Origin of the sequence: Arthrobacter sp. 1088 (genome assembly GCF_031455315.1) — a bacterium.
In the GTDB taxonomy this organism is placed as follows: domain Bacteria; phylum Actinomycetota; class Actinomycetes; order Actinomycetales; family Micrococcaceae; genus Arthrobacter.
Genome location: NZ_JAVDSM010000003.1, coordinates 17,092 through 34,974, shown reverse-complemented (window position 1 = coordinate 34,974; position 17,883 = coordinate 17,092). Strand labels below are relative to the sequence as shown.

The 17,883-nt window shown below is 61.0% G+C and carries 14 protein-coding genes; 8 read left to right on the top strand and 6 right to left on the bottom strand.

What is annotated here, in order from left to right; translation table 11 throughout:
• Positions 1–187 precede the first annotated feature (187 nt).
• The 3 genes from J2Y41_RS05140 to J2Y41_RS05130 all read left to right on the top strand — a co-directional run bounded on the left by J2Y41_RS05140 (position 188) and on the right by J2Y41_RS05130 (position 4,468).
• Positions 188–1,270 (top strand): ABC transporter ATP-binding protein, encoded by a 1,083-nt coding sequence (locus J2Y41_RS05140; protein ID WP_223935952.1) that lies wholly within the window; start codon positions 188–190, stop codon positions 1,268–1,270.
• Between the two features lie 148 nt (positions 1,271–1,418).
• A complete protein-coding gene (locus tag J2Y41_RS05135) occupies positions 1,419–3,056 on the top strand; it encodes a beta-N-acetylhexosaminidase (protein WP_309926798.1) in 1,638 nt (545 codons plus the stop codon).
• Positions 3,053–4,468, top strand: a complete 1,416-nt coding sequence (locus J2Y41_RS05130) for a DUF4032 domain-containing protein (RefSeq protein ID WP_224166520.1) — start codon at positions 3,053–3,055, stop codon at positions 4,466–4,468. Before J2Y41_RS05135 ends, J2Y41_RS05130 begins: the two co-directional genes overlap by 4 nt.
• A gap of 164 nt (positions 4,469–4,632) precedes the next feature.
• Here J2Y41_RS05130 and J2Y41_RS05125 read toward each other — a convergent pair whose 3' ends face one another.
• The 6 genes from J2Y41_RS05125 to J2Y41_RS05100 all read right to left on the bottom strand — a co-directional run bounded on the left by J2Y41_RS05125 (position 4,633) and on the right by J2Y41_RS05100 (position 11,731).
• Positions 4,633–6,744, bottom strand: a complete 2,112-nt coding sequence (locus tag J2Y41_RS05125; RefSeq protein WP_309926796.1) for a DEAD/DEAH box helicase — start codon at positions 6,742–6,744, stop codon at positions 4,633–4,635.
• Positions 6,744–7,586 (bottom strand): DUF1837 domain-containing protein, encoded by an 843-nt coding sequence (locus J2Y41_RS05120; protein ID WP_309926792.1) that lies wholly within the window; start codon positions 7,584–7,586, stop codon positions 6,744–6,746. The genes J2Y41_RS05125 and J2Y41_RS05120 overlap by 1 nt, the downstream gene beginning before the upstream one ends.
• A gap of 111 nt (positions 7,587–7,697) precedes the next feature.
• Positions 7,698–8,669 carry a nucleotidyl transferase AbiEii/AbiGii toxin family protein gene (locus J2Y41_RS05115; protein ID WP_309926790.1) on the bottom strand — a complete coding sequence of 324 codons (972 nt, stop codon included), beginning with the start codon at positions 8,667–8,669 and terminating at the stop codon, positions 7,698–7,700.
• Positions 8,666–9,244, bottom strand: coding sequence for a type IV toxin-antitoxin system AbiEi family antitoxin domain-containing protein (locus J2Y41_RS05110; protein WP_309926788.1), 579 nt, complete (start codon positions 9,242–9,244; stop codon positions 8,666–8,668). The genes J2Y41_RS05115 and J2Y41_RS05110 overlap by 4 nt, the downstream gene beginning before the upstream one ends.
• Positions 9,245–9,528: 284 nt before the next feature.
• Complete coding sequence (locus J2Y41_RS05105) at positions 9,529–10,230, bottom strand: GntR family transcriptional regulator (protein ID WP_224093559.1); 702 nt, start codon at positions 10,228–10,230, stop codon at positions 9,529–9,531.
• Positions 10,231–10,264: 34 nt separating this feature from the next.
• Positions 10,265–11,731, bottom strand: a complete 1,467-nt coding sequence (locus tag J2Y41_RS05100) for a chlorohydrolase family protein (RefSeq protein ID WP_309926782.1) — start codon at positions 11,729–11,731, stop codon at positions 10,265–10,267.
• A 130-nt stretch (positions 11,732–11,861) separates the two neighbouring features.
• Here J2Y41_RS05100 and J2Y41_RS05095 point away from each other — a divergent pair, with 130 nt between their 5' ends.
• The 5 genes from J2Y41_RS05095 to J2Y41_RS05075 all read left to right on the top strand — a co-directional run bounded on the left by J2Y41_RS05095 (position 11,862) and on the right by J2Y41_RS05075 (position 17,852).
• Positions 11,862–12,914: an ABC transporter permease gene (locus J2Y41_RS05095; RefSeq protein WP_224093556.1), complete on the top strand. Its 1,053-nt coding sequence runs from the start codon at positions 11,862–11,864 to the stop codon at positions 12,912–12,914.
• Positions 12,915–12,957: 43 nt separating this feature from the next.
• Entirely contained in the window at positions 12,958–14,682 is a 1,725-nt protein-coding gene (locus tag J2Y41_RS05090) for an ABC transporter substrate-binding protein (protein WP_309926779.1), read from the top strand.
• 85 nt (positions 14,683–14,767) lie between these two features.
• Positions 14,768–15,766, top strand: coding sequence for an ABC transporter permease (locus tag J2Y41_RS05085; protein ID WP_309926777.1), 999 nt, complete (start codon positions 14,768–14,770; stop codon positions 15,764–15,766).
• Positions 15,763–16,821, top strand: coding sequence for an ABC transporter ATP-binding protein (locus tag J2Y41_RS05080; RefSeq protein WP_309926776.1), 1,059 nt, complete (start codon positions 15,763–15,765; stop codon positions 16,819–16,821). The genes J2Y41_RS05085 and J2Y41_RS05080 overlap by 4 nt, the downstream gene beginning before the upstream one ends.
• A gap of 8 nt (positions 16,822–16,829) precedes the next feature.
• Complete coding sequence (locus J2Y41_RS05075) at positions 16,830–17,852, top strand: dipeptide ABC transporter ATP-binding protein (RefSeq protein WP_309926773.1); 1,023 nt, start codon at positions 16,830–16,832, stop codon at positions 17,850–17,852.
• Positions 17,853–17,883: the final 31 nt, after the last annotated feature.

Below are 17,883 nucleotides of genomic sequence, written 5' to 3'. Positions count from 1 at the left end.
GTGACGTTCGTAACATTTGCGCAGTAAATCCAAAAGTCTGACATACTCTTGAACGTGATGTGACGCACAGTACCGTGCGACGTCACACGATCCTCCCCGGCCGATGGCCGGGGAGTTCAACTGAAGAAAATGAACCATTCACAACGGATCGTCCGGCACGTACCTGCCGGTGAAGGGATTGATAACTGTGGCTACAGTTACTTTTGATAACGCTACGCGTCTGTACCCGGGCACAGATAAGCCCGCCGTCGATAAACTCAACATCGACATCGCCGATGGCGAATTCCTGGTCCTCGTTGGACCCTCCGGTTGCGGTAAGTCCACCTCCCTGCGCATGCTCGCAGGTCTTGAGGATGTGAACGCCGGCCGCATTCTGATCGGTGACCGCGACGTCACGGATGTTCCTCCGAAGGACCGCGACATCGCAATGGTCTTCCAGAACTACGCTCTGTACCCGCACATGACTGTTGCGGACAACATGGGCTTCGCGCTGAAGATTGCAGGCGTCTCCAAGGAAGAGCGCGCCGAGCGTGTTCGCGAAGCCGCCAAGCTTCTTGACCTCGAGCAGTACCTGGACCGCAAGCCGAAGGCACTCTCCGGCGGTCAGCGCCAGCGTGTTGCCATGGGCCGTGCAATCGTCCGTAACCCCCAGGTCTTCCTCATGGACGAGCCCCTTTCCAACCTTGACGCCAAGCTCCGTGTTCAGACCCGCACGCAGATCGCGTCCCTGACCCGCCGCCTCGGCGTCACCACGGTTTACGTGACGCACGACCAAGTTGAGGCAATGACCATGGGTGACCGCGTCGCAGTCCTCAAGGACGGCCTGCTCCAGCAGGTTGACACCCCGCGCAACCTTTACGACCGCCCGCAGAACGTCTTCGTTGCAGGCTTCATCGGCTCCCCCGCCATGAACCTGCTGGAACTGCCGGTCGTCGACGGCGGCGTCCAGTTCGGTGGCACGGTTTACCCGGTCAAGCGCGACGTCCTCGAAGAGGCACACGGACAGACGGTTACTGTTGGTTCACGTCCGGAAGACCTCGAGACGGTCGGCAACGGCGAAGGCCTTCAGGTTGAGGTTGACGTCGTCGAAGAACTCGGCGCCGACGCCTACGTCTACGGCCACACCATCCTGGATGGCAAGAGCCACGACATCGTTGCCCGCGTTGACGGCCGCCGCCCCCCGATGAAGGGCGAGTCCATCTTCGTTCGTCCGCAGTCCGGCCACGTGCACCTGTTTGACACCAAGACCGGCCTGCGCCTGGGCGACTAATCCCCACCGGCACCCTAACCTCGCTCCGCTTCGGCCAGGGAACCCTGCCGGCGTGGGCCCAGCCACCAGAAGTATCCGCATTGTGACAGCGGCCCGACCCCTTCCGGTCGGGCCGCTCTCGCGTTAACCTTTCCGCAGAAAGAACGGCATGAACACCACGGACAACCTGATCCCCCGGCCCGTACACGTCGCGCCATCGGACGGTCAGGCCTTCACGCTTGCCCCTACGGCCCGGATCGCGGCAAGCGAGGCAGCAGTCCCGGTCGCGGAGCAGCTGGCGGTGCTGCTTCGCCGCGGCACAGGTTTCGCTCTTCCCGTCGTCGAGACAGCCGACGCCGGCGACATCGCCCTGGAGTTCGTGGAAACGCTCGACGGCGGTCCGGAGGCTTATCAGCTGACTGTCACCGATGCCGGTGCACGCCTCGCGGCAACAACCCCCGCTGGCCTCTTCAACGCAGTCCAAACGCTCCGCCAGTTGTTCCCGCCTGCCATTGAACACTCCCTCACCGGTGAAGACGATACGAACAGCACGGATTCGTACAACACCGGTTCGAACAACGGGACCGGCGGCACCTGGGTGATTCCCGCCGTCGTGATTAAGGACGCGCCCAGGTTCGCCTACCGCGGACTCATGCTCGACGTCGCCCGGAACTTTTTCACGGTTGAAGAGGTGAAGGAGCAGATAGATGTCATGACCCAGTTCAAGTTCAATGCCCTGCATCTGCACCTTACGGATGACCAAGCTTGGCGTATCGAGATCCGAACGCCCAAGGAAAATCCATCGGGCCTGGATTATGGCAAGCTCACGGAAATCGGCGGAGCAGGCGCGGTGGAGTTCCCCACAGCCGCACCAGTCCGCGGCCGGGAGGGGTTCTATACCCAGCAGGACTTCAGGGAGATCCAGGAATACGCCGCTGCCAGGAACGTGCTGGTGGTCCCGGAAATCGATCTGCCAGGCCACGTCAATGCGGCCCTTGCAGCCATACCGCAGCTCAACCCGGACGGCCATGCGGCAAGCATGAGTACCTCGGCAGCAGTGGGCTGGTCGACGCTGGATGCAGCCCTTCCTGTGACGTATGAGTTTGTCAGGGAAGTCCTTGAACAACTGGCAGCCACGACGATCGGCCCCTACCTGCACATCGGGGGTGACGAAGCGTTGGTAACGGATCACGAGCATTACGTCAGCATGACGCAGGAGTTCGTCCGCATTGCCGATGAAACCGGCAAGAAAGTGGTGGGCTGGAATGAGTACGCCGCCGTGGACCTCCGTGAGGGCGACGTGGTGCAGTATTGGTTTGGCGACCTCCCCCCTTTGGTTCAGAAGGCAGAGTCCACGGGGTCCTTGATGATCATGTCCCCTGCGGCAAACACGTATCTGGACCAGAAGTATGAAGCAACGAGTCCCATCGGCCTTGAGTGGGTGGACGGTGGGCCGTTCACGTGGGCCGAGTACTACGACTGGAATCCCGCCCAAGGGGGCCTGCAGGATGACAGGATCCTGGGCGTCGAAGGCCCGTTGTGGACGGAGACGGTCCGCAACAACCAGCAGGCCTACTGGCTCCTGTACCCCAGGGCAGTTTCCTTGGCGGAAGTGGCGTGGTCGGCCCAGGACGCGCGGAACCTTGGTGACTTCCGACGTCGGCTTGGCGCCTTGGGTGAGCGCCTCACAAGGCAGGGCGTCACCTTCCAGGCAGCACCGGACGTCCAGTGGTCCGCGATGCCCGAATCTCCCTTTCCCCCAGCAATGAACGCCAACACCGGCGAGTACGGAACAATTGAGGCATGAGCGAGCAAAACGGAGCCCAGTGGCACGACGAACCGACCGACTACGGGCAGATCGGCAAGCTCCCCCGGACTGAGGCGGCCAGCGCGCAGGACACAGCACCACCGGCCAGCGTTATCGGTTCCCTTAACATCACTGCCGCCGCGGCGGATCCGGAGTTGTTGGACCTGCCCTGGCACATTGCGCTTGAGGACTGGCCGGCCGAGAACCTCGCCGCCCTCCCCCGCGGTATTTCCCGCCACATCGTGCGTTTCGCGCACTTGGGTGGATCGGTCATTGCCATCAAGGAAACGTCCGAGCACGTGGCCCGCCATGAGTACCACATGCTCCGCAAGCTGGCCCGGCTGGACGTTCCTTGCGTGGAGCCGGTTGCTGTCATCACTGGCCGGACCACCGCGGACGGCAAGCCGCTGAACCCGGTGCTCGTCACCCGGCACCTGAAGTTCTCCATGCCGTACCGTGCGCTGTTCTCGCAGATGCTGCGCAAGGACACGTTGACGCGCCTCATCGACGCCCAGGCGTTGCTGCTTGTCCGCCTGCACCTCATTGGCTTCTATTGGGGAGATGTCTCGCTTTCCAACACGCTGTTCCGTCGCGACGCCGGCGCGTTCGCTGCGTACCTTGTGGATGCCGAAACCGGCGAGCTTTACCCGGACCTGTCCATGGGCCAGCGCGAGTACGATCTCGAGATTGCCCGCGTCAACATCGCCGGCGAACTGATGGACCTCCTGGATGGCGGGCTCATCGAGGAAAAGGTCGATCCCGTAGCTACCAGTGAACTCATCATGGACAGTTACCGCAGGCTATGGGCTGAGTTGACGGAGAAGGAATCCTTCGAACTCGGCGAGCGCTGGCGCGTGGGCGCCCGCATCCGTCGGCTCAACGAGCTCGGCTTCGACGTCGAGGAATATGCCATCAAGACCACGGCGGATGGTTCAACCATCCAGCTGCAGCCAAAAGTCGTCGACGCCGGCCATCACCAAAGGCGCTTGCTGCGGCTTACCGGGTTGGATGCCCAGGAGAACCAGGCCCGGAGGCTGCTGAACGATATGGACCAGTTCAGGGCAGATAACAACCCTGAGCTGGACGAGGAAATCAGCGCCCACGCATGGGTCAGCCAGATCTTCGAGCCGATCGTGCGGTCCATCCCCAGGCACCTTGCCGGCAAGCTGGAACCGGCTGAAGTAGTGCACGAGGTCCTGGAGCACCGCTGGTACATGAGCCAGAAGCAGGACCGCTACATCCCGCTGGCTGAGACTGTGCAGTCCTACCTGGACACTGTGCTGCAGCACCGGAGGGACGAGGCCGCCATCATGTTGAACCCGGACACCGAGATGCTCAAGATTCTTGAGGTTGAGGTGGAGGAGTCAGGCCGGTACGACGAAGTGGACGAGTACCCGGACGCGGACGACTAAGGCCCATAAGGTGAACCCGACGTCGGCACTCAAGTGAGTGCCGACGTCGGGTTCGACCGAAAGTAAGGCCATGGTTTTCATGCATCGGCTCCGCCGTACCCCGACTCGGGGTAGCTCCTCGGAGGTTCGTCGGGCGTTTTCTCAGGTTTATGAGAAGGCCTCGGTTACCCGGCAGGTGCGATCGTCGGCATCTCTTTCTTCAGCCCGGATGCAACGTCAGAGAGGAACCACCGATCCACCTTGGTGAGTGTGGAAAGCACGCGTTGGTCTCTGGCCATGCGCACGAGCATGGCCACGATGTCCTCGATACTCTCGCCGTGCAACCCTAGGTTTGCGAGCTTCACACCTACGGGTATGGGCAGTCCGTAGTCCTCCAGTTCGGCGATGAATGAGGGCAGGTAGAGCGACTCGATCTCCCGAATGACGTACTCGTAGTTGGAGACTCGTTCGTCTCGGTCCTGGGCGACCTCCCGTTGGATGGAGCTTGCGGCGCGCAACATGGAGGGAATCTTGAACCCCATCCAGTTACGCTGAAAACTCAACACATCATCAACTACGTTGCTGCGCGTCTGGCCGCGTCGCATATACGGTAACGCTGCATCGACCAGTGCCTGCACATCGCCTTGTGCGGTCCTCGCCGCGTTCAGCTTCGCGAGTATGGACCTGGCGTTCTCCCCGCTTCGATCGCGTCCGATGATGAGCTGGTCGTATCCGAGCGACACAACCGCAGCGAACTGCTCTCGAGTCGGGATACCGCTCCAAGACAGGTTCCGGAAGTCGCCCGGCTTAGCCTCCCGCATGCGGCGCGCCGCACCGATCTGGAGCATTGGATCCAGCCCACGATTCTGGCGCATCGTCTGGACTGAGAGTGCGTCCTGATCGAGGACGTGGCGCAGCCTCTCAACGGACTCTTCGGTCAGCTCGGCAGAATCGAGCTGAATCAAGGTTGCGAGGGATGCTGCCGGGGACTGCGATTCGATAGGGAGATCGACTGTTGAGACTTCGGGTTCTGGCTGATCAGCGTAGGAGACGACTCGGCCGACGAAGTGCTTGAGCATCCGTCCAGCCCGGCCTCGGATATTAGAGAAGGTAAAGAAGTCGATCGGTTTCCGGTCGATCTTCTTGTCGTAGATCACGACGTTCCTTGCCACCGTGTTGACGCCCTCGATCAGCGTTGTAGTGCAAACGAGCCGATCAATCTTTTCCATCGCAAATAGACGAACCATCGCTCGCTGCAGGCTTCGGGGCATCGGACCGGTGTGCGTACCCACCCCTCTGCGGAGTGCCCTTGCGACGAACCACTCCGGATCGTAGTGTTCTGCAATCCAGTCGGCGATTTCGATCACAAGTGGGTCTGCCGCTCCTGTACCGAGCTCGAAGGCAATGTCATTCGCCCGCCCCGGGCTACTCACGAAGATCAAGCTCGGACCGTCAGCCTGTTCGTCTAGAAAGGTCTTCATATCTGAGAGTCGGTCCTCTATGTGGGACCGGTCCTCGACATCGACCACTACAGGATTGAAGTCCGATGTGATGAAGGATTTCGACAGCTCGCTGTCTGAGTCGAATTTCAAAGCATCGATGTTGGGCCCAAGAAGGTAATACTGGGCTCCGGTCATGCGGAGGAGACGCCAGGCAATGTTGAGGTTCGATCGACGCTTCTCATCAGTCTCGCCGTCACCGAGCTTGTAGAACTCATCGATGATGAAGAAGTCGACACTGGGTACTGGGTCGAGCTCCAAGAAGCGCTCTTGGGTGAGTACGAAGATGTTCTTCAGCGTAGGTTTCTGGCTGGGGTGCGAGACGATCGTGTATCCAGTATCGAGCGCCACAAGTCGACGGCGAGTCTCATCGATGAGCGAGATGGTAGGAACGATGATGACGAAGTTCGCCCATTTTCCCGACAAGACCAAAGCGTCAACGATTGCGGACTTACCGAAGGATGTCGGAGCGGACAGAATCACACTCCTGCCGTCCATGAGTTGTTCGTAGATCTTTTGCTGCTCCGCGTGGAATGTAAATCCCTGCTTCTTCAACGATTCCGGAGAGTGGTAGGCAACAGTGAGTGCCTCTGCATCGCTGATCTCCTCAAGGTTCGGAGACATATAGGGGAAGAGGCCCAGTCGCGCCGCCAAAGAATCGACAATGACGCTTAGGGAGCCGGTACCAGAATACTGATCCAGAAAACGGATGAAGCGGTCACGGGCTTCCTGTTCATTTTCGTCAGTCAACAGCATGTTGGATATCTCGCGCAGCGCAGCGAAGTCCTCGGTCGCCATTAGATACCCTGAAGAGCTTTCAGTTTTGCATGCATCAGTTCCACCAGCCTTGCCTTCGACTTCAACGGAAGGAGTATCAAACGAATCTCAACCTCCATCGGTTTCGCCAGCCGCGACTCGAACCTCAATAGTGCGCCTGCTGTCTCATTAGTCATGGCAGCAATGTAACCGTTGCTTACGACATTATGAGTGTCAACTGCGTCACTGTCGTAAGTCAGGAATATCGGCATGACAATCGAACTTGATATATCGTCCAGACTTCGAGCACGCGCGATCAAGCCTTTGAACTGCTGAGCATGCGGCCAGGAAGCGTCCACCTTGCGGGTGATAAAGACAAACTCTTTGCGCAGAAAGTCAGTGGCCAGGTGCGCCTGAACGTCTTGGAGCACGCTGTCCATTGCGTCGTCGAGCCTTGAGTAGAACTTCGCCTCCCCTAGCCAGATCTTCATCTCCCCATTGCTGTCGGCTACAACATGGACACTGTCGAACCCCTTTACGACATCGTTTGAAGAGTCTTCATAGTAGATCTTGCTAACCGCTGGCTCCGCGCCATAGAAATCCACGAGTGCGGAGTGAAGGAGGAGTTCACCGAACTCTCCACGTCGACGATATTTGTCAGTCGTGTACACGGAGACTGCTGCGTCCCTAATCGATTGCAGGGCCGTACTGCTGGACACGCTCTTCGCCTCTGTGTAGGTGAGAGCAAAATCTAGCAGGTGGCGATCAAAGATGTCTTCGACGAGTTGATCTGCTCGCCACGCACCCAGCTCGTAACCAGCACATAGGGCATTGACGCTGACGGAGTTGGGCACGAGTTCGACCCGCACCTGCAGTACTGGCATGCTCAGCCTTCCTGCTCGCTCGGCCAAACCATATCAAAAGCGGTGCCCTCACATGAGCTGGCGATCCTTGCGCCACCATCCGTAGCCGATCTTGGTTTGATCGTCGCCCGCTTATTCATTTGGGTCCCCCTCGACCTTGAGCCTCGCCCATTCATAAAGCGGATACTCCGCGCTGGTCGAGCTCGCCTCTTCCCACGACTGACCCGTTTGATTCCATCGCAGATGAGCAACATTGTTCGCGAGGACCGGCTCAGCAAAAGTCAGGCAGGCTTCGAGCAGGTCAGAGAAGCTCACCGGCGTCGATTTCTCGAGTCGCTGCTTCCTCCGCCAGACCTCCCACTTGCGTTGCGCCAGCGAGGGCATCGCAGAGAGCATCGGCCCGAGTGGTTCAAGGACTATCTGCCGGTAGCGGGCAACAACACCGATCGCTTCCTGGAGGTCTGTCCCTTCAATACTTCGCGTGCGGGCGATCGCAGCGATGTCGGTAAAGTCACGCCAGCGCGTGTTCTGATCGCCACGTTCAAGTGCCGTGATGATCTTTTCTGCGAGTACCATATGGTCGGGGTACCCAAGGAGTCGGAGTGTGCCTCCCAGAAGTAGTGGAAGCACGGCCTCTGTCGGGGCAGGCCAGATCGGATCACCGAAGTTCACATCAATATGCAGCGCGACCTGCGCCGTCGCCAACCGTGCGGTTATCTTTACTCGGACGCCGTTGTAGTCTGTGTCGTCGCGAATCTGTTCACCGCTGACAGAGTCCTCGTCGAACTCGAGCCCATCACTACCTGGGATGGCAAGAATACTGCGGACACGCTTTTCAACCGCTGGGATGTCGTTTGCGAAGCCGCGTGCAGCGAAGTCGATATCCCGAGTGGGCCTGCGTTCTGCAAACGCTGCCATCAGCACGCCACCCTTAAGCACGAAATCTCCTGCGAACTCCGAGGCTGCGAGCCTCGCGAGGAAGCCCTCGAGCGCGTACACCGTGATGTACTCGGCGGGATCGCGTTCCTGTTTTCGAGCGAGGTTGCGCAGGTCGTTATAGGCGCGCCCTGCCAGAGTGTCTCTGGACGGTGACGGAGGGGTCACAGGAGCACCTCCAGGGCTTGGCGGATTCGAGGCAGCGCCTTAGGAAACAATCCTGCGATCTTGAGTAGTCGTGCCGGGGTGTTCCCGCTCCTGCGGAGCCAGCGTCTGAGCGCCTCGTGCGCGACGTCACTACCTTCCTGATGCATGAGCCGGAAGCAGTCGACGAGGGTCCGCTCCGCTGAGTAGATCGCGACCGTGGCTCCTTGTCCTGCGTCAACGCACTCGCGTCCGATCTCAAAGGTCCGCGGATCGAAGCTGTGCCAAGTCACGTTCGCAAGACCCGTCGGATGGTGCGTGCCGCGCGGTAGCGCGATATCGGAGGCGAACGGAATCGCGTCGCTCAGGTCATGATGCATTAGAGCGCTCGTCAGGCACAGCGTTGCTTCTTCACGTAGCGTGGTCGCTGCTGCGAGCGCGGTGAACGCAGGCGGGATCGCATCTGGGCGCACGTAGACGCCTCGGCCCACGCGCTCAATCTCTTCCCGGTCGAGCAGCGAGTAGACCTGGTCCTTAGTGAGACCCGCTTCGCGCGCGTCTTGGAGCGTGAAGGCGGGGGCAAGCTCACGTCCTGACACACACGCCTCCTAATTCTGTACACGTCCAGACTATCTGTAGGCAGTTAGGCGGGGCAAGGGTGCAACGAAAATCATGAATAGTGCGACGCGGGTGGCATGCCTCACGGAAGAAACGCTGGCGAAAACACCGGCCGCTCCGGACACGGTGGCGATGATGAGGTAGAGGGATCGGTAGCAACACGCAGGGAAAAACACGAGGAAGTACTCAGCCGATTACGCGAAGTCTTCAAAGAACGCCAAGGAATTGGTCCTAGACGAAGTGGTAGCCTTCAAGACATTTGACCCTAGGGTTCCAGGGTCTCGGCAAGACCGGCCAGCACAGGTTCCCGGCCGAGCTCAATGTGCGTGTACGCCAGCGAGTACGCCAGGTCCGGCCGGCCTTTCAGGATGGCGTTGCAGAGCTCTTTGTGTTCGTCCCGTTGGAGCTCATTGCTGCGGTTGTGGGCCAGTCCGAAGATCCAGCGCATGCGGCCGAAGAGCGGCTGCACGGACTCGATGAGCAGCCTGTTGCCGGAGAGACGGACGATCTCGGCGTGGAGCTCGGCACTGATCAACGCGACGTCGTCTGCGCGATCCTCGTCGATGGCGGCATTGGAGGCTTCCATCAGTTCCTCGAGCCGGCCGCTTGAATGGCCTTCGGCAACGCGGGTGGCAGCCATCCTCGCGGCGAACGTTTCCAGGCAAAGGCGAACGTCGAAGAGCTCGTTGACGTCGGTGAGCGTGAGTTGCCGGACCACGGCGCCGCGGCGCGGGAAGGTGGCCACGAAGCCATCCTTCTCCAGGCGTTGAATGGCTTCGCGGACGGGGATCCGGGAGACGCCGTACATCTCGGACAGCTCCCGTTCACGCAGGCGCCCACCCTGCGCGAAGGTGCCCGTGACGATTCCCTCCAACACAAGTTGGTAGACGTGCTCCGCACGGGCTTCGTCATCGCGGCCATTTCCCGTCTCCGGCATCGCCTCAGCCACTGTCAAACTTCCCTTCATGCCAGCGTCCGCTCCATTCGCCGGCCGGCGCCGGTCAGCGTTCCAACCGAGCATACACGGGTGGAAACAGCTCGTCGGAGGGGCGGTTCAGGGCATCCCTGAGTGTGTAGGCGTTGCGCATCCTGGTGAAGAGTTCCTGGGCCTTCGCCCGCCAGTAATCCAGGTCCACTCCCTCTATGAAACCGTCGGCCATGATGGTTCGTCCGGCCACGACTGAGAGCACTGCCTGGCGGGCCGTGCCGTTGAGGGTGAGTGTCCTTAGTGGGTCCTCGTGAACACCGTCGCGGATGTCTCCCAGGGAGAAGGCCACCATGTCTGCCTGGGCCCCGGGCTCCAACCGGCCCAGATCGGTTCGTCGCAGTGCCCGGGCTCCTCCGAGCGTGGCGGCGTCGAAGTATCCGGCGAGGTCGCCGGCGTCGTTGCTGCCTGCCAGGATCTTGGCCAGCTGCACGCCCGCGTCGATGCCCCGGACCAGGTCCGGCGGGAAGGAGTCGGTGCCCAACGAGATATTGATACCTGCTGCCTTGTATGCGTTGAAGGAATCCAAGGTGCTGCCATAGCGCATGGATGTCAGCGGGCAGTGGATGATGCTGGCGCCGCTGTCTGCCAGCCGGGCGAGGTCGCCTCGGTCCTCTCCAAACACAGCGGGGTTGCGGTCCGTGTACGTGGCATGCGGGATCAGCAAGCGTTCGTTGAGCATGCCCACTTGGTCCAGAAGCTCCAGGGGCGTGACTCCATGCCTTTCCCGGATGAGCTCCCGTTCCACGAGTCCCTGGAGCGAGTGCAGGCGAACCAGGACGTCGCGCTCTTCCGAAGCGGCCGCCGTGGCTTTGAGCAGTTCGATGTCCAGGGTCTCGATGCGGCATGGGAGCAGGACGCCGCTGATTAGCGGGTCGTTCAGCTCCGTCGCGTGGTCGATGAAACGCAAGGCGTCCGCGAGCCCCTCACGACCGCGGTCGACCTCGAACATGACCGAGCGTTCGCCGTTCTCCAACACGACGTTCACGCCCGAGCGGTATGCGGGCCCAAGGTAGCCGCGCAAGCCCAGCCGCCGGCTGCTCTCCGCCATACCCACGAGTTCCTCAAAAGATTCCGCCCACTCGGAATGGACCTCCGACGCAATGGGCATGTAGGTGGTGACGCCGTGCAGGACCAGTTGGATGAGGGCGTACTTGCGGATCTGTTGGCGTTCCTCGGCGGTAAAGACATCCGCCCGGCGGTTGCGGAAGTAGTCCTCGGACCATTGGTGTCCCTTTGCCTGCTCCGGCCCTGCCCAGCTGTCCAGGATGAGGTGGTCGATGTCGGTCAGAGCATCGAGGTCGATCAGGCCTGGCATCAGCAGTGCGTCACCGAGGTTGAGTTCCTCGTCTACGGGACCTGTGTAGTTGTGCCCGACGTATTCAATGGTGTCGCCGCTGTAGACGACGCAGGCATCCTCCAGCAGCACGTGTTGCCCGTTGTTGTGCCCCAGGACGTAGCGGGCAGTTGCCTTGATGGGCACGTGCACTCCTTTGCTCGAACAAAATAACTATCTGGTATTCCAAACAGTACATTATTTGTGATTTACATCGCATCAATCCTGATCTAATCTAGTTTGGTATACAAGAATCGCGGAGCCAGCTCCCTGGATCATGAAACGAGCACAACCGTTGACCCAGCTACAGTCCATCGAACCGAATACCGGCAGTCCGCCGCCCACTCCGGCAACCTCGCCAGAGGGCAAAGCAGCCACCGCCGAGGCGCGCTCGCTGCTCGCCACGGCGTGGATGAGGATCCGGCGGAGCAAGATCGCGCTCCTGAGCCTGTGCGTCGTGGTGGCCATCATGCTCTTCGCCATCCTTGCCCCCGTACTCAGCGCGATGTCCGGCAATGACCCCTTCACGTCCAACACCAGCCCCGAAGTATTGGACGACTTCCAGACGCCTGGCTTGCCACTCCCCGGCTATATGTATCCATCGGCCGAGCACTGGTTGGGCGTCGAACCCGGCCTGGGCCGCGACCTGTTCGCCCGGCTTGCCTACGGTGGCCAGGTTTCCCTCACCATCGCCCTGCTGTCCACTGCCGTTTCCGTAGTTCTGGGAACAGTGCTCGGTGCAGCCGCTGGCTACTTCGGTGGCAAGACCGATGCCATCATCAGCCGCATCATGGATCTGTTCCTTGCCTTTCCGCACCTTCTACTAGTGCTCTCACTGACGCCCATACTGCAGTCGCGCCTCCGGGACACGCCGCTGGGTGAAGGCAGCTTCCTGCCCATGGCCTCGCTGGTGATCATCCTCGGATTCTTCGGCTGGGCTTATCTGGCCCGAATCGTCCGAGGCCAGGTGCTGAGCCTCCGCGAGCGCGAATTCGTCGAAGCGGCCCGTTCCTTCGGGGCCTCCCACCTGAGTGTCTTGTTCCGCCAGATCATCCCCAACGTCATGGGAGTCGTCCTGGTGTACGCCACCATGTTGATCCCCACCAACATTTCTGCTGAAGCAGCCCTCTCCTTCCTGGGCGTCGGCGTCAAGGACCCCACACCGTCGTGGGGCCAGATGCTGAACGCCGCGCAATCCGGCAACTGGTACCTCAGCGATCCATGGTTCCTGGCCGTGCCTGGCGTCATGCTCATCGTCACAGTCCTGGCGTTCAACCTCCTGGGCGACGCCGTCCGGGACGCGCTGGACCCCAAGGCTTCCCGCCACTAACTTCCAACATCTCCCTCCACCCAACCCCTTCAAGAGGAGCATCATGAAAACCCCCACGAGAGCACTGGCGCTTTCCGTGCTGATTGCCATGGCCGCAACAGGCTGCGCCGCTGGCCAGAACCAGCCCGGCAACACCAAGTCCGCAGAATCGGTCACGGAGTTGGCACCAGTGGTGGTGAAGTCCGGCTTCAACACCAAGGGCGGCAACCTCAACGTCCTGATGTCCTCGGACTTCCAGACCCTGGATCCCGGCAACAGCAACTACGTCCAGACCGCCAATGTGGGCCAGCTGTACTACCGGACCCTCACCATGGCCAAGGAAACCGCAGGCCAACCACCAACAGTGGTCCCTGACCTTGCGACGGACACCGGCAAAGTTTCCGACGATGGCCTCAGCTGGACGTTCACGCTCAAGGAAGGCGTGAAGTTTGAGGACGGCACACCCATCACCTCCGCCGATATCAAGTACGGCGTGGAACGCACCTTCGCGCAGGATGTCTTCACGCAGGCGCCGCAGGAGTTGAATTCAGCGCTCGACGCCGGCGGGTACAAGGGGCCGTACAAGGATCCTTCCGCTGTGCTCAAGGCGGTGGAAACCCCGGATGACCGCACCATCATCTTCCACTTGAAGAAGCCTTTCGCGGAGTTCCCGGCCCTGGCATCCCGTTCCAACACGGCGCCGGTACCCAAGGCCAAAGACACCAAGCTGGACTACACCAACCATCCGGTGTCTTCGGGGCCATACATGGTGGAGTCGTACAACCGTGGCAAGTCATTGAAGTTGGTCCGCAACCCGCATTGGGACCCCGCTACGGACTCCAACCGCACTGCCCTTCCGGATACCTTCAGCTTCTCCCTCTCCACCTCGCAGGCAACCATCAGCCAGCAGTTGTTGGCTGACTCGGATCCAAATGCCATTACCCTCGATTCCAACGGCGCTCTCCAGACCTCGGACTCCGCCAAGCTGGCCGATGCAAAGGTCAAGGATCGTGTCGCATCCGGCCTTCTGGGCTGCAACGATGTCCTCAGCCTGAACACGGAAAAGATCAAGGACCCGGACGTCCGCAAGGCAATCGCCCTGGCCTTGGACCGCCAATCCATCCTGGTGCAGTACGGTGGACGACGCTTTGGCGAGATCACCCAGAGCCCGCTGAACTCCAAGATGCGTGGTTACGTCGAGACTGAGCTGGAGCTGGATCCTGCCGGCAAGCCCAAGCTGGAGGAAGCCAAGAAACTCCTTGAAGGCAAGGAATACCCCAAGTCCCTCACATACGGCTACGCCAACAACCGCGATGCCTTCAAGAACACCGGCACCGTAGTCCAGCAAAACCTGAAGGCCCTGGGCATCGATGTTGAGCTGGTGGCCATCCCCGCCCCGAACTACTACTCGGTCCTGGCCAGCGAACAGCTTCCGGACATGGGCCGCTCGGGTTGGTGCGGCGGTGCCGATCCGGCCTCCGTCCGTACGTCAGCGGACCCCCTGCTGGGACCGAACAACGAAGGAACCAGCTACGGCTTCTCCAACACCTCCCGCTACTTCGATCCCGTAGTTTCCAAGACGATGTTTGACCTGCGCAACACGGACGGTACTTCTGAAGAGCTGGGCAAGAAGTGGTCCGAGGCGTTCGGTACGGCCCTGAAGACGTATCCCATCGTCCCGCTCGTCCGTAGCCACACCAACAGCGTGGTGGGATCCAACGTCCGTAACGCCCAGGTGGGCTACTTCTTCGGCGGCATCGACCTCTCGATCGTCGGCGTCGAGCACTAACCGGGCTTCGACAAAACATCGGCATAGTCCAGAAGGAGAAGCGGGGCCGCCTGCTCCAGCAGGCGGCCCCGCAACCACCACAATGATGACTTTCATTCTTCGCAGGACCGGATCGTTGGTCCTGCTGCTCGCCGCAGTCAGTTTCATCACTTTCACGCTCTTCCAGCTTGGCCCCTCGGACCCGGCGGCCGCCGCCTGCGGACAGGAATGCACTCCCGAACGCGTGGCCGAGGCCCGCGTTGCCCTGGGCATGGACCAGCCCTTCTTTATCCAGTACATCGACTACATGCGCGGCCTTTTCTCACCCCGCATGATTGGTGCGCCCGGAGCACAGACGCTCTGTGAATGGCCATGCTTGGGCAAGTCTTTCCAGACCAATGAGAGCGTTGCGGACATCATCGCCCGCTCGCTCCCGTACACGTTCTCCATGGCCATTGGGGCCCTCATCCTGTGGACCATTACCGGCGTCGGCTTGGGCCTGCTCGCTGCGCTGCGCAAGGGCTCGCCCGTGGACAAGTTCATCGTCGGCGCGGCCTCGGTGGGCGTATCGCTGCCCATCCCGGTGACGGGCCTTTTCCTGCTGCTTCTCTTCGTCAACCAGCTGCACCTACTGCCGTTCACGACCAACGAGATCAATAGCCCCTTTGGTCCACACGGGCCGGGCGCGTGGGTGGCAAACTACCTGCTGCCATGGATTGCGTTGGCCGTCCTGTTCAGCGCCTCCTACATCCGCGTCACCCGCACCAACATGATCGAAACCTTCGGCGAGGACTTCATCCGCACTGCCCGCGCCAAGGGCCTGGCCCCCCGGACCGTCACGTTCAAGCACGGCGTCCGTGCCGGGATCACACCTGTTGTCACCATGCTTGGCATGGACATCGGCTTGCTCCTGGGAGGCGCCGTCCTTACCGAGCAGATTTTCTCCGTCCCCGGCCTGGGATTCACTGCCGTGCACGCCGCAATCTCGGGTGACCTGCCGGTAACCATGGCCATCACCATGCTGGCCGCGTTCTTCGTCATCGTCGCCAATGTTCTGGTGGACCTCGCCTACGCCGCCATCGATCCCCGAGTGAGGCTCCAATGACCCACACACCACTGACGTCATCCCCTGCCCGCCGCCCAGCGGGCGCCACGGCCACCGCCCCCTTCCTGGACGTCCGAAACCTCTCCGTGAAGTTCCCCACGGATGACGGTCTGGTCTCTGCCGTTAACGGGATGGACTTCACCCTGGAGCGCGGCAAGACCCTTGGCATCGTAGGCGAGTCCGGCTCAGGAAAATCCGTCACCAGCCAAGCCCTCATGGGCCTCCTTAAGGGCACCTCGGCCCACGTCACCGGACAGGCAATGTTCCAGGGCAAGGACCTTGTCACACTGCCCGAATCCGCCATGCGCCAACTCCGTGGCCGCAACATCGGCATGATCTTCCAGGATCCTCTTTCGGCGCTCCACCCCTTCTATACCGTGGGACACCAGATCGCCGAGGCCTACCTCGTCCATAACAAGGCGAGCAAAAAGCAGGCCTGGAGAGCCGCCGTCGACATGCTGGGAAGGGTGGGTATCCCCAGTCCCGAGCAGCGGTTCGATGAATACCCGCACCATTTCTCCGGCGGCATGCGCCAAAGGGCCATGATCGCCATGGCACTGATCTGTGAACCGGAACTGCTGATCGCTGACGAACCCACCACCGCGTTGGACGTAACAGTGCAGGCCCAGATCCTGGACCTCATGTCAGAGCTGCAGGAGGAAACCAATTCCGCACTCATCCTCATCACGCACGACCTCGGCGTCGTGGCCGAAATATGCGACGACGTCCTGGTCATGTATGGCGGCCAGTGTGTCGAATCGGGTCCCGTGGACGAGATCTTCTATGACACCCGGCACCCCTACACTTTGGGCCTGCTCAATTCGATGCCCACCCTGAACGGCTCCGCGAGCCAGCTGAACCCAATACCCGGCCAGCCGCCGTCGCTCCTTGACCTGCCCAAAGGCTGCATCTTCAGCGCCAGGTGCCAGTACGCCGAGCTGGTGGGCGACGGCGTCTGCGCCAAGCAGAGGCCTGAGTTTACGGTGGACGACGGGCATGGCAAGCGCTGCCACCTGAGCGGGCCGCAGATTATTACCATCCGGAATTCGCGTTAGGACCCGCCATGGAACATCAACCAATTCTCCAGGTGGAGAACCTCCAGAAGCACTTTCCGCTCAAGGGCGGCCTCCTGCCGGGGGCTCCCAAGCGATCGGTCAAAGCGGTCGACGGCGTCTCCTTCAGTCTCGCTCGAGGCCAGACTTTGGGACTCGTGGGTGAGTCCGGTTGCGGCAAGTCGACCACGGGACGCATGGTGGCACGGCTTATGGACCCGACGGGCGGGCGGATCATGGTGGATGGCACCGACATCAGCCAGCTGCGCGGCAAGGACCTGTACAACTTCCGGCGCAAGGTCCAGATGATCTTCCAGGACCCCTTCGCCTCCCTGAACCCGAGGCAGACAGTGGGCACAGCGATTGCAGCTCCCATGGTGGCGCAGAAGATCAATCCGCAGGGCGGCCTGAAGAACCGGGTCAAGGAACTCCTTGACCAAGTGGGGCTCAAACCTGAGCATTACAACCGGTTCCCGCACGAGTTTTCCGGTGGGCAGCGGCAACGCGTCGGAATTGCCCGGGCCATCTCCCTCAACCCGTCGGTAATTGTTTGCGACGAGCCCGTCTCCGCGCTGGACGTCTCCGTGCAGGCGCAGGTAGTGAACCTCCTGCAACAGATCCAGCGCGACACCGGCGTTTCCTACATCTTCATTGCCCACGACCTCTCCGTGGTCCGGCACATCTCCCATGACGTTGCCGTAATGTACCTGGGCAAGATCGTGGAACAGGGGCCCCGGGATGAGCTCTTCCAGAACCCGCGGCACCCGTACACCAAGGCCTTGCTCTCTGCAGTGCCCCTGCCGGATCCCCGGGCAGCACGCGAGCAAGTGAAAATCCGTCTCCGGGGAGACCTCCCATCACCGGCCAATCCGCCCAGCGGCTGCGTCTTCCGGACCCGGTGCCCTCTGATCGGCACTCTTCCCGAGGAACAGCGCCAACGCTGCATCGACCAGATTCCCACGCCTGCCCAGCCCGCCGCGCCAGCTTGCCACCACACAGGTATGGCCGCGGCAGCCATGGCAGGCGTGCAATAGACGCAGGACATAGATTCACCAGCAAAGGAGC

Excerpts from the sequence above, each read along its gene's own strand:
- J2Y41_RS05135 (WP_309926798.1), top strand. The coding sequence starts at position 1,419 with ATGAACACCACGGACAACCTGATCCCCCGGCCCGTACACGTCGCGCCA.
- J2Y41_RS05130 (WP_224166520.1), top strand. The coding sequence starts at position 3,053 with ATGAGCGAGCAAAACGGAGCCCAGTGGCACGACGAACCGACCGACTAC.
- J2Y41_RS05125 (WP_309926796.1), bottom strand. The coding sequence starts at position 6,744 with ATGGCGACCGAGGACTTCGCTGCGCTGCGCGAGATATCCAACATGCTG.
- J2Y41_RS05120 (WP_309926792.1), bottom strand. The coding sequence starts at position 7,586 with ATGCCAGTACTGCAGGTGCGGGTCGAACTCGTGCCCAACTCCGTCAGC.
- J2Y41_RS05105 (WP_224093559.1), bottom strand. The coding sequence starts at position 10,230 with ATGAAGGGAAGTTTGACAGTGGCTGAGGCGATGCCGGAGACGGGAAAT.
- J2Y41_RS05095 (WP_224093556.1), top strand. The coding sequence starts at position 11,862 with ATGAAACGAGCACAACCGTTGACCCAGCTACAGTCCATCGAACCGAAT.
- J2Y41_RS05090 (WP_309926779.1), top strand. The coding sequence starts at position 12,958 with ATGAAAACCCCCACGAGAGCACTGGCGCTTTCCGTGCTGATTGCCATG.
- J2Y41_RS05085 (WP_309926777.1), top strand. The coding sequence starts at position 14,768 with ATGACTTTCATTCTTCGCAGGACCGGATCGTTGGTCCTGCTGCTCGCC.
- J2Y41_RS05080 (WP_309926776.1), top strand. The coding sequence starts at position 15,763 with ATGACCCACACACCACTGACGTCATCCCCTGCCCGCCGCCCAGCGGGC.
- J2Y41_RS05075 (WP_309926773.1), top strand. The coding sequence starts at position 16,830 with ATGGAACATCAACCAATTCTCCAGGTGGAGAACCTCCAGAAGCACTTT.